Annotated in this window: 8 protein-coding genes; 6 read left to right on the top strand and 2 right to left on the bottom strand. The window is 65.6% G+C overall.

All coding sequences use genetic code 11. The annotated features are described in order from the left end of the window. Positions 1 to 165 precede the first annotated feature (165 nt). Positions 166 to 2,145: a choline BCCT transporter BetT gene (betT, locus tag HMPREF3114_RS00205; protein ID WP_053500102.1), complete on the top strand. Its 1,980-nt coding sequence runs from the start codon at positions 166 to 168 to the stop codon at positions 2,143 to 2,145. 110 nt (positions 2,146 to 2,255) lie between these two features. On the opposite strand, the gene HMPREF3114_RS00210 is transcribed toward betT, so the two are convergent. Next, on the bottom strand, positions 2,256 to 4,883 hold the full coding sequence (locus HMPREF3114_RS00210) for a TonB-dependent receptor (RefSeq protein WP_053500100.1): 2,628 nt from the start codon (positions 4,881 to 4,883) through the stop codon (positions 2,256 to 2,258). A 280-nt stretch (positions 4,884 to 5,163) separates the two neighbouring features. Beyond that, entirely contained in the window at positions 5,164 to 6,141 is a 978-nt protein-coding gene (locus HMPREF3114_RS00215; RefSeq protein WP_053500918.1) for a zinc-binding dehydrogenase, read from the bottom strand. Here HMPREF3114_RS00215 and HMPREF3114_RS21325 point away from each other — a divergent pair. From HMPREF3114_RS21325 to HMPREF3114_RS00235, 5 genes are all read left to right on the top strand, one after another. After that, a complete protein-coding gene (locus tag HMPREF3114_RS21325; protein WP_256337620.1) occupies positions 6,140 to 6,274 on the top strand; it encodes a hypothetical protein in 135 nt (44 codons plus the stop codon). The genes HMPREF3114_RS00215 and HMPREF3114_RS21325 overlap by 2 nt on opposite strands. A 297-nt stretch (positions 6,275 to 6,571) precedes the next feature. Continuing rightward, complete coding sequence (locus HMPREF3114_RS00220) at positions 6,572 to 8,935, top strand: ribonucleoside-diphosphate reductase subunit alpha (RefSeq protein ID WP_053500920.1); 2,364 nt, start codon at positions 6,572 to 6,574, stop codon at positions 8,933 to 8,935. A gap of 99 nt (positions 8,936 to 9,034) precedes the next feature. Continuing rightward, entirely contained in the window at positions 9,035 to 10,075 is a 1,041-nt protein-coding gene (locus HMPREF3114_RS00225) for a ribonucleotide-diphosphate reductase subunit beta (protein ID WP_005416944.1), read from the top strand. 25 nt (positions 10,076 to 10,100) lie between these two features. Next, positions 10,101 to 10,568, top strand: coding sequence for a flavodoxin (locus HMPREF3114_RS00230; protein ID WP_080375118.1), 468 nt, complete (start codon positions 10,101 to 10,103; stop codon positions 10,566 to 10,568). Further along, positions 10,540 to 10,866 carry a thioredoxin family protein gene (locus HMPREF3114_RS00235; RefSeq protein ID WP_005416939.1) on the top strand — a complete coding sequence of 109 codons (327 nt, stop codon included), beginning with the start codon at positions 10,540 to 10,542 and terminating at the stop codon, positions 10,864 to 10,866. The genes HMPREF3114_RS00230 and HMPREF3114_RS00235 overlap by 29 nt, the downstream gene beginning before the upstream one ends. Positions 10,867 to 10,893 lie beyond the last annotated feature (27 nt).

Below are 10,893 nucleotides of genomic sequence, written 5' to 3' on the forward strand. Positions count from 1 at the left end.
CGGTGCGCGCGGCCCGCGCAAGCAAGGGTGCGTCGCAGCGCGCGCGTGATACCACGGAATGAGCGGACGGGCCTGCGACCACAGGCCGCAACTTCATGCTCTGTCCACTGCGGTTCAGCCAGAATCGGTCGGCTAACCCTTTGATCTACCGGAGAACGCCGCCCCATGGAAGTACTGGAGCCGCAACAATCCCCGGTGCGCACCCTTCGGCCTGTGTTCGCCTTCGCGGCGATCGTTGTCGTGGCGTTCGCGCTGTTCGTCAGCCTGTTCCCGCTCGGCGCGGGCCGCCTTCTGCTCAGGGCACAGGACTGGGCCGCCCTCAACGTCGGCTGGTACTACCTGCTGGCCATGACCCTGTACCTGGTGTTCGTGGTGGGCGTGGCGCTGTCCAAGTACGGTGGCATCAAGCTGGGTGCCGACCATGACGAGCCGGAGTTCAGTTACCTCTCATGGGCCGGCATGCTGTTCGCCGCAGGCATCAGCATCACCCTGTTCTTCTTCTGCGTATCCGAACCGCTGACCCACTACCTGCAGCCGCCGCAGGGCGATCCGGCCGCAGGCGAGGCTGGCGCGCGCCAGGCCATGCAGCTGCTGTTCCTGCACTGGGGCCTGCACGGCTGGGGCGTGTTCGCGCTGGCGGCGATGGCGATGGCCTACTTCGCCTATCGCCACAACCTGCCACTGGCCCTGCGCTCGGCGCTGTACCCGCTGATCGGCAAGCGCATCAATGGCCCGATCGGCTACACCGTGGATGCGCTGGGCATCGTCGCCACCGTATTCGGCATCGGTGCCGACATGGGCTTCGGCGTGCTGCACCTCAATGCCGGCCTCTCGCACCTGTTCGACATTCCGCACTCCAACCTGGTGCAGATCATCCTGGTGGTCAGCATGATGGGCGCGGCCGTGGCCGTGGCCGTGTCCGGCGTCGAGAAAGGCGTGCGCTGGATGGCCAACATCAACATGCTGCTGGCGATCGCGCTGGTGCTGTTCATGCTGTTCGCCGGGCCGACGCAGTACCTGTTCAGCACGCTGATGCAGAACCTGGGCGACTACCTGGGCAGCGTGGTCGGCAAGAGTTTCGATGTGTACGCCTATGGCGGCCGACCGGAATGGCTGGGCGGCTGGACGGTGTTCTACTGGGCCTGGTGGATCGGCTGGGCACCGTTCGTCGGCCTGTTCATCGCGCGCATCTCACGTGGCCGCACCATCCGCGAATTCGTGTTCGGGGTGCTGCTGATCCCGCTCGGCTTCACCCTGGCCTGGCTGTCGATCTTCGGCAACAGCGCATTGGACCAGGTGCTCCACCACGGCCAGCAGCAACTGGCGCAGCTGGCGGTGGATGACCCACCGACCGTGTTGTACGCACTGCTGGATGGCTACCCGTGGAGCCGCACGGTGATCGCGGTGACGGTGCTGGTGAGCTTCATCTTCTTCGTGACCTCCGCTGATTCGGGGGCGGTGGTGTTGTCCACGCTGTCGTCGCATGGTGGATCACCCGAAGACGATGGTCCGCGCTGGCTGCGCGTGTTCTGGGGCACGGTGATTGCGGTGCTGACCGCAGGGTTGTTGCTGGCCGGCAGCATCGATGCATTGAAATCGGCGGTGGTGCTGGCATCGCTGCCGTTCTCGGCGATCCTGCTGCTGATGATGTGGGGCCTGACCCGCGCGTTCAGTGACGAGTCGCACCGCAAGCGCGCGCTGCAGTACCGGCCGTCGCCGTTGATCGGAGACGATCGCCATCATCAGGGCTGGCGCCAGCGCCTGAGCCAGGCCATGCACTTCCCGGTGCGCGACCAGGTCTACCGCTTCATGGATGACACCGTGAAGCCGGCGATGGAGGCGGTGGCCGAACAGCTGCGCGGGCAGGGTTGGGATGTATCCACCCGCTTCGAGGCTGGCGACATGGAGCTGACGGTGAACCACGGCGAGCAGCAGGACTTCCTGTACCGGGTGATCCTGAGCGGCTACCTGACCCCGTCGTTTGCCGCGCAGCAGCTGCGCAACCAGCGCTACTACCGCGCCGAGGTGCATCTGTTCGAAGGCAGCCAGGACTACGACCTGGTGGGCTACAGCCGCAAGCAGATCATCAACGACATCATCAGCCAGTACGAACGGCACCTGCAGTTCCTGCACCTGAGCAGGTGATGCGGTGGGTGCGGACCGTTGGTCCGCACACCCCTGTGGAGCCGAGCCCATGCTCGGCTTCCTGTTGCCGAAGAGCAGCCGAGCATGGTCTCGGCTCTACAGCTGGCCTATCAGAACCGATAGCGCGCACCCAGCGAGACGAACTGTCCGCGCAGGTTGTACTGGCTGATGTCGAAGCCGTTGGAACCGCCAGCCGGATCGAACGGCGGATCCCTGTCGGTCAGGTTCAGCACCGACAGCGACAGCGTGGTATTCGGAATTCCCTCGTACGCCACGTACAGGTCCAGCTGGTGATACGGCTTGATGCGGTCGCGCAGGCCCGGGTTGCTGGTCGCCGTCGCCACGCGCTGGTCGTAGCCGCTCACGTACTGCAGGCTCAGCGTGCTGCTCCAGTCGCCCACCGCCCAGTTCAATGAGGTGGTGCCGCGCGTACGCGGCAGTGCGCCGTGGCGGTTGTTGCCGGCGCCTTCGTACGGCGACTGGCCAGCCACCAGCGGCTGCTTGAAGCTCAGCAGGTGGGTCCAGCTGCCGGCCACGGTGAAGTTGCCCCAGCCGTCGGTGCGGAAGGTACGGCTGGCGTCCAGGTCCAGCCCCGAGGTGGTCAACTCGCCCTGGTTGGCATACTGGTTGGAGATGAACTGGATGCGTCCCTGCGCATCACGTTGCACGCGGCCCGGGAACAGGGTCGGGTTGTCGACGATGAACTGCGCGCTGTCCGGCTTGACCAGGTTGTCCTGCTCGATGCGGTACCAGTCCAGGCCGATGCTGGTATCACCATCCGGAGACCACACCGCACCCACGTTGAAGTTGCGCGAGCGTTCGGCCTTCAGGTCGGGGTTGCCGGTGCGGATGTTGGTGACGCCACGGCTGCCGCCGGGCTGCAGCGGATCCAGCGGATCGATCACCGAGCCATAGCTGACGGTCTGGCCGGGTGCGATTTCCGGCAGCGACGGTGCACGGAAGCCGCGCGAGAACGAGCCGCGCAGCAGCAGGCTGTCCAGCGGCTGCCAGCGAAGCGCCACCTTCGGCGAGAACGCCTCGCCGAAGTCGTCATAGTGGTCGCCACGGCCGGCCACCTGCAGTTCCAGAGTGCGATGCAGCGGCACGCTCAGTTCGGCGTAGGCGGCGCTGACCTGGCGCTCGCCGTTCACCACGTTGATGGCCGGGCGCAGTTCGGTGCCCGACAGCACCTGCGCGCTGGTGCGCGCATCCAGCGATTCCTTGCGGAACTCGGCACCCCAGGCGAAGCCGACCGCACCGGCCGGCAGCTCCCACAGCGAAGTCGAGGCCTTCACATTCAACGCGTGCAGCTTGTACCAGCCCGGACGCTTGGTCTGCAGGCGCAGTGCATCCAGCGCGCCCGGCGTGCTGGACGGGTTGAGGAAGTTGTAGCTACCATCGCGCAGGATCTGCTCGAACGCATAGCGATTGACGAAGTTGTCGACGTACTCGCGCTGCGCACTCTGCGAGGTCAGCGCTGCCACTTCCCAGTCCCAGCGTTCGCCGCTGCCGCGCACGCCCGCCAGGGCACGGTAGAACACCTGCGTGTTGTCCTTCAGGCGCGGGCCGAGATCGAAGAAGGTGTACTCGAACGGCAGCGGCGTGCTGCCCGGATTGTTGGGATGGCCGACCGGCAGCACCGCCGGCACGTCGATCAGCGTGCCGCTGGCCGGGTTGTAGGCGCGCAGGCCGGGGCCGACGGTCAGCGGCGCGCTGAAGATCTGGTCGGCCTTGTTGTGGCTGTACAGCACATCGGCGAAGGCCTCGACGCTGTCATTGAAGCGGTAGGTTGCACTCAACGAGGCCTGCAGGCGCTCGGCGCCGGGTTGCAGGGTCTTGAACGGCTGCGCATTGAAGGCGCAGGCCTGGCCGGGCAGGGTACTGCCGAAGTCGCTGTACGGGCGCAGCTGGCTGCCCTCGGGGCAGTTGGCGAACGGCTGAGGTGCACGTGGGTTGGACAGCCAGTTGCCACCGGCGGTGGACCAGCCGGCCAGGCGTCCGCCGGGCTTGTCGCGGAAATCGCCGCTGCGGGTATAGGCGCGCTGGTCGGCGTCGAGGCGATCGCGCTTGAGCAGGTCCAAGCCGAACAGCACGTTCCAGCCCTGCTGCTCCAGGTCGCCGAAGCCGGCCAACAGGTTGGCCTTGCGTTCGTTCAAGCCGCCCTGGGTGGCGGTACCGAAGCCGCCACCGACTTCCACGCCCTGGAAGTTCCTGCGCAGGATGATGTTGATGACCCCGGCGATGGCATCGGAACCGTACACCGCCGAGGCGCCGTCCTTGAGTACTTCGATGCGCTCGACGGCGCTGATCGGCAACGCGTTGAGATCGACGAAAGTGTCCTGGGTATTGAGTGCGAAGCCGAAGTTGGACACGCGGTAGCCGTTGACCAGCACCAGCGTGTTCTTCGGTGACAGGCCACGCAGGCCGATCGAGGCAGAGCCGGCGGCGAAGCTGCCCGTGTACTGCTCGTCGAAGCTGTTGCCGGCATTGGCCGACAGATTGCGCAGCACGTCGGTGAGGGTGGAGCGGCCGGTCTGCTCGATCTGTTCGCGGCTGACGATCTGCACCGGGTTGGGCCCGGCGGTATCGCTGCGCTTGATGTTGGAGCCGGTCACCAGCACGGCGCCGAGGGTGGTGCTGTCCTTGCCGGCATCGGTGGTTTCAGAGGCGCTGGCGGTGCCAGCAGTGAGGCTCAGCGCGATCGCGCCGGCAAGCAGGTTCAGGGTGGTGCGGTACATGGAAGCGGCAACGCCGAACGGGGGAGGAGCCGTCAGTACCGCATGCAGGTACCTGCGCCTTCCAATGACGAAAGCGCATTCAGTTATACATCACAGGTTCTTAACGAAAGTAAGCGCTCTCGGCGGCGCGGTCTATGCTTCGGTGGGTGCGGACCGATCTTTGGTGGGTGCGGACCGTTGGTCCGCACGCCCCTGTAGAGCCGAGCCAACGCTCGGCTCCACACACTAACCGGAAAGCAGCCGAGCATGGCTCGGCTCTACAGAACGCAATGTCAGACGATCACGGCCGCAGCAGCACCTTGCCGTTACGGCCCGAACCGGCGCCCGCCTTCGCCGCTTGGGCGATATCGTCCAGCGCGAAGATCTGCTCCACCGGCAAGGTCAGTTCGCCGCTGGCCGCACGCTTCAGCAGCTCACCCACCAGCCGGCGCTTGTCTTCCACCGCCATCGCCTGGCTGACCTTGCTGCCCCAGAAACCCTTCACCGTGGCCTCCTTGTAGATCAGGCCGCCGGCTGGAATGTGCATCGGCTCGCCACTCATCACGCCGAACGACACCAGCGTGCCGTGGTGGCCGAGCAGGTCGACCAGGTCACCGCTGGCATCACCGCCGATGGAATCCACCGCGGCCGCGGCCTGTGCTTCGCCGGTCGCTTCACGCACGCGATCCTTCCAGCCGTCCACCGAGGTGTCGAATACATGATCGATGCCCAGCGCCTGCAACTGCGCTACGGCCGTGGCATTGCGCACCAGGTTGGCCACGTGCACGCCGCGCGCCTTTGCCAGCATCGCCAGCGACTTGCCGACCGCGCCGTTGGCGGTGTTCTGCACGATCCACTGGCCTGCTTGGACGTGCAGGAATTCCAGCAGCATCAGCGCGCTCAGCGGCATCGCGATCAACTGTGCGGCCATCTCGTCCGGGATCGCCTCCGGCATCGGAATCACCATGCGTGCCGGTGCGACGAAGGCCTCGGCCCAGGTGCCGTGCACCGAGGCGGCGGCTACCCGCTGGCCGATCTGCAGGCCGTCCACGCCATCGCCGAGTGCATCGACCACGCCCAGTGCTTCACTGCCACCGATCGCCGGCAAGGTCGGCTTGTACCCGTAGAGGCCACGCACGGTCAGCAGGTCGTGGTTGTGGATCGAGGCCAGCACGGTGCGGATGCGCACCTCGCCGGGGCCGGGCTCGGGCAGGGCGGCATCGGCAATGGCGAGGACGTCGGCCGGGTTGCCGAAGGAGGAGTACTGGGCAGCGCGCATGAGCGAGGTTCCGGAGAAAGTGATGTTGTACCGGACTGGGGATGTGCGCCGCGTCGACAAGGTGCTGCGGGTGCAACACGGCATCCTGCGACTGATCGTCGCGGCATGTCGTGATTACCGCATCTTGTGTTGACGGTGCGCGTCATCCCCACTATGTTGTGGCCGTCACTCCCGGTCAGCCGCCGCCGCCGGACATGCAGCAAACGTCCCGCGGCCCGCCCCTGAAGGCTTGCCGTGTCGACGCGGCCGCCATCGTGCGGACGCAGGTCGCCCCCACGGCCCGGATACCGGCCGCAGGCGCAGGCAGATGCCGACGACCTACGTTCCCGCACCCTGGCAATCCACCCGTTCGCCCCGTGCGCCGGTATCGCGTCCAGGGCCGCCATGGCATCGACCGCCAATGCGCGTGCGAGCCTGGAGTTTCACCACCATGACCGACAGTACCTTCCGCGTGGCCGATCCGGCCGGCGCTGGCGACGCCTTGCGCGCCGGTGGCGAGCGCGTACCGACCTGGATCACCAAGGAGGCCGGCAACCGCCGCCTGCCGTTCGACGCCGAGCGCCTGCAGCGCAGCATCGATGCCGTGCATGCCGAGTTCCCGCAGCTGGATGTGAGCGACTACCGCCGCGTGGTGCAGGCAATGGTCGAGCGCAAGCCCAGCATCAGCGCCGATGACCTGGTCGATCTGTTGATCCGCGAGGCCGAATCGCGGGTGGACCTGGTCGCGCCCGAGTGGGAACAGTTCGCCGCGCGCATCTACCTGCGCCGCCTGTACAAGCGTGCCAGCCGAAACCGCTTCTACGATGTCAGCCTGAAGTACGGCTCCTACGTGGGCCTGCAGGAAAGCCTCGCCGATCGTGGCATCTACAGCAACGACATCCTGCGCTGCTATTCGAAGGAAGAGCTGCAGCAGGCCGGTGAGATGATCGATCCGGAACGCGACCGCCTGTTCGCCTACAACGGCCTGTACCTGCTGGCCACGCGCTATCTGGCCAGCGACCGCAGCCGCGAGGTCTATGAACTGCCGCAGGAGCGCTGGCTGACCATTGCGCTGTACCTGATGCAGGAGGAAAAGCCGCGCGAACGCCGCATGCAGCTGGTTGGCGAGGCGTACTGGGCGCTGTCCAACCTGTACATGACCGTGGCCACGCCGACGCTGGCAAATGCCGGCAAGGTGGGCGGCCAGCTGTCCAGCTGCTTCATCGACACGGTGGACGACAGCCTGCAGGGCATCTATGACTCCAACACCGATATCGCGCGCGTGTCCAAGCACGGCGGCGGCGTCGGTGCCTACCTGGGCTACGTGCGCAGCAGCGGCGCACCGATCCGTGGCGTGGCCAACTCCTCCGGCGGCGTGGTGCCGTGGATCAAGCAGCTCAACAACACGGCGGTGTCGGTTGATCAGCTTGGCCAGCGCAAGGGCGCAGTGGCGGTGTACCTGGACATCTGGCATCGCGACATCGAAGCCTTCATGGACCTGCGCCTGAACAACGGCGACCAGCGCCTGCGCGCGCACGATGTGTTCACCTCGGTGTGCGTACCCGACCTGTTCATGGAAGCGGTGGAACGCCGCGCCGACTGGTACCTGTTCGACCCGCACGAGGTGAAGCAGGCCAAGGGCTGGTACCTGCAGGACTTCTACGACGAGACGCGCGGCGCGGGCAGCTTCCGCGACCGCTACGCCGAACTCGTGGCGGACGAGCGCATCAGCCGCCGCACGGTGAAGGCCATCGATCTGTTCAAGCGGATCATGCTCAGCCAGCTGGAAACCGGCAACCCGTTCCTGTTCTACCGCGACGAGGTCAATCGCAGGAACCCGAACAAGCACGCGGGCATGATCTATTCCAGCAACCTGTGCACCGAGATCCTGCAGAACATGAGCCCGACGCGGATGATCCAGGAGATCGTCAGCGGCGACCAGATCGTCACCACGCGCCGTGCCGGCGACTTCGTGGTCTGCAACCTGTCCTCGATCAACCTCGGCCGGGCGATCAGTGCGCCGGATGACCTGCTGGCCACCGATGTGCTGGAGCGCCTGATCCCGATCCAGGTGCGCATGCTCGACAACGTGATCGACCTCAATGCGTTGCCGGTGCCGCAGGCCACGATCACCAACCGCAAGTACCGCGCCATCGGCCTGGGCACGTTCGGTTGGCACCACCTGCTGGCGCAGCAGGCGATCCAGTGGGAATCTCCGGATGCCGAAGTATTGGCCGACCATCTCTACGAACGCATCAACTTCCTGACCATCCAGGCCAGCGCGCAACTGGCGCAGGAGAAGGGCAGCTACCCGATGTTCGCCGGCAGCGATTGGCACAACGGACGCTATTTCAGTGACCGCGGCTACAGCGGCGCGGCCTGGGACAGCCTGGCCCGCGAGGTCGCCACGCACGGCCTGCGCAACGGCTGGTTGCTGGCCGTCGCGCCGAACATGAGCACCGCGCAGATTGCCGGTTCCACCGCATCGATCGACCCGATCTACAGCGCGTTCTACTACGAGGAAAAGAAGGACTTCCGGCGGCCGGTGGCGGCGCCGGGCCTGTCGCTGGAGACCTGGCCGTACTACGAGAAGGGCGCCTACAAGGTCGACCAGTTCGCCAGCGTGCGCCAGAACGCGCGCCGCCAGCGCCATGTCGACCAGTCGATCAGTTTCAACCTGTATGTGCCCAGCACCATCCGTGCGAGCACGCTGCTGGAGCTGCACCTGAGCGCCTGGCGCGAAGGCCTGAAGACCACCTACTACGTGCGCTCCAACGACATCGACATCAGCGAATGCGAGTGGTGCGCCAGTTGACCATCCACGGTAGCGCCGGGCCACGCCCGGCGAGCGCATCGCGCGGCCGTCGCACATTCCGCCGGGCATGGCCCGGCGCTACCCCCTGCAGGTAACACCATGGCAACCCCCCTTGATCGCATCAAGATACTCGAACCACGCCACCCCAACCGCAGCACCGGCATCATCAACGGCCAGACCAGCGGCATCCTCAACTGGAACGATATCCCGTACCCGTCGTTCTATCGGGCCTACAAGGAGCTGTCGACCAACTTCTGGATTCCCGACGAAGTGGACATGAAGCTGGACGCGCGCCAGTACGGCGAGCTGTCAGGGCGCGAAAAGAACGCCTACGATTCAATCATCGGTCTGCTGGCCACGCTGGATTCACCGCAGACCCGCTTCATCTACAACGTGGCCGAGTACATCACCGACCCGGCCGCGCATGCCAACGCAGCCATCATCGGCCAGCAGGAAGTGATCCACAACGAGAGCTACAGCTACGTGCTGGCCTCGATCACCGACCTGCCGAACCAGAACCGGATCTTCGAGATCGCCCGCACCCACCCGACCATCATCAAGCGCAATGCCCCGATCATGGGCGCGTATGACGATTTCATGCGCGAGAAGACCGCCGAGACCCTGCTCAAGTCGTTGATCCAGTCGTCGATCCTGGAGGGCATCAATTTCTATTCCGGGTTCGCGTACTTCTACAACATGGTGCGGCAGAACCGCATGAACGGTACCGGCAAGATCATCAGCTTCATCAATCGCGACGAGCTCGCGCATACCAAGTTCATCAGTGAGCTGATCCGCGCCATCATCGGCGAGAACCCGGAGCTGCAGACCAACGAGCTGACCGCCTATGTGCACCAGTCATTCGAGCATGCCATCGAACTTGAGACGCAGTGGTCGTCAGAGGTGCTGGATGGCATCGATGGCATCGACGTGGACGAGATGGTGCGCTACGTGAAGTACCGCGCCAACAAGATGGCCGGCATGCTCGGCATCGAGCGCCTGTACAGCGACACCACCGACAACGTGATGCCTTGGATCAGGGCCTACGCCGACAACTTCACCGAGACCAAGACCGACTTCTTCGAGATGCGCAATGCAAGTTACAAGAAGACCAACGTCGACAACGGCTTCGACGACCTCTGAGCCCGGCACCGCGCTGAGCATCCTGATGGTGGTCGCTTCCTTGAGCGGCAACACCCGCGAGCTCGGCCGGCAGATCGCCGAGCGCTGCCGCGCCGCAGGTCATGCGGTGCACTGGCAGGAGGCCGACGACCTGCGGCAGGCGCCGCCGCTGGCTGCCGGCGAGGCTGACCTGGTGCTGCTGGGCTGCTGGACCGACAACGCCGGGCGCACGCCAGCGGAGATGAAGGCGTGGGTGGCTGGCATTGCCGAGCGCGGTCAGCAGCCACGCCAGCTGGCGGTGTTCGGCACCGGCGAAACGCAGTGGGGGCAGGAGTACTACTGTGGTGCCGTGCACCGGCTGATCCGCTATTTCCGCAGCGACTACCCGCCGCTGGAGATCGAACAGATGCCGCATGGCGAGCGTCATGCCGAAGCCATCGACGCCTGGACCGATGCGGTCCTGGCCCACTACTGGAGCAACCACGATGCAGATCATCGACGCCACCACGCCTGAGCAGTTCCAGCAGCTGCTGGCTGAGCACCCGCGGGTGCTGGTGGATTTCCACAAGGACCAGTGCCCCGGGTGCCGGATGCTGGAAGTGTCGCTGCACCGCGTGGCCAACAGCGTGGCGGGGCAGGGCACCACCTTGCTTCGCGTGCAGCTGGAAGTGCTGGGTGAGGCGTTCTTCAGGGAACTGGGGCTGCGGCAGACGCCGACGCTGTCCCTGTTCCGTGATGGTAACGAACGCACGCGCCTGGCCGGGTTCCAGTCGCCGCAGCAGATCGAGGCCGCGATCGCCCTGCATCTGTAGAGCCGAGCCATGCTCGGCTGCTCTCCG

This window comes from Stenotrophomonas sp. HMSC10F07 (genome assembly GCF_001807895.1).
GTDB lineage: Bacteria > Pseudomonadota > Gammaproteobacteria > Xanthomonadales > Xanthomonadaceae > Stenotrophomonas > Stenotrophomonas sepilia.